Raw genomic sequence first — 931 nt, 5'->3', positions numbered from 1 at the left:
CCTCCCCGGACGAGTCCGGCGGCACCGTCCGCGTGTCCTCCGGTGCGTCGCCGGACTCGTCCGGGGAGGGCCCCAGAAGGGACTGCGGCACCACGAGGACGGCCTGGATGCCGCCGTAGATGTTGGTCTGCAGCCGGACGGTGATGCCGTGCCGTTTGGCGAGCTGGGAGACCACGAACAGCCCGATGCGGCCGTCGGCGAGCAGGCCGGCGACGTCGGCCTGCTCGGGGTCGGCCAGCAGGGCGTTCATCCTGGCCTGCTCCTCGACCGGCATGCCCAGGCCGCGGTCCTCGACCTCCACGGCGAGCCCGGAGGTGACGAGGTTGGCGCGCAGCAGCACCTGGGTGTGCGGGGCGGAGAACACCGTGGCGTTCTCGACGAGTTCGGCCAGCAGATGGATGACGTCGGCGACGGCGTGGCCGCGCAGCCGGCCGTCGATCGGCGGGACGAGCTTGACCCGCGAGTACTGCTCGACCTCGGCGATGGCGGAGCGCAGCACCTCGGTCATGGAGACGGGGTTGCTCCACTGGCGGCGGGAGACGGCGCCGCCGAGGACGGCGAGGTTCTCGGCGTGGCGGCGGATCCGGGTGGCGAGGTGGTCGACGTGGAAGAGGCCCTTGAGCAGGTCGGGGTCCTCGATCTCGTTCTCCAGCTCGTCGAGGATGGAGATCTCGCGGTGCACCAGGGACTGCAGGCGCCGGGCGAGGTTGACGAAGACCTCGAGCTTCTGTTCGCTGCCGGCCCGGCCGGACAGCCGGGCCGCCTCGACGACGGCGGCGACGGCGCCGTCGTGGGCACGGGCCAGATCGGCCGCGAGCAGTTCGAACTCGTCGGCGTCGTCCGGCGGTCCGCCGCGCGTCCTGCGCTGGGCGGGGGTCTCGCCCTGGCGCAGTGCCTCGACGAGGGTGCGCAGGGCGAGACCCCCGCCCAG

At 73.0% G+C, this 931-nt stretch carries 1 protein-coding gene; it reads right to left on the bottom strand.

Going from position 1 to position 931, the window contains the following annotated elements; all coding sequences use genetic code 11:
- On the bottom strand, positions 1 to 931 hold a 931-nt coding region (locus CCN35_RS25755; protein ID WP_245863479.1), incomplete at both ends, for a sensor histidine kinase.

The sequence above is a fragment of the Streptomyces thermovulgaris genome, assembly GCF_002155915.1.
GTDB lineage: Bacteria > Actinomycetota > Actinomycetes > Streptomycetales > Streptomycetaceae > Streptomyces > Streptomyces thermovulgaris.
This window is presented reverse-complemented; position numbering and strand designations above follow the sequence as displayed.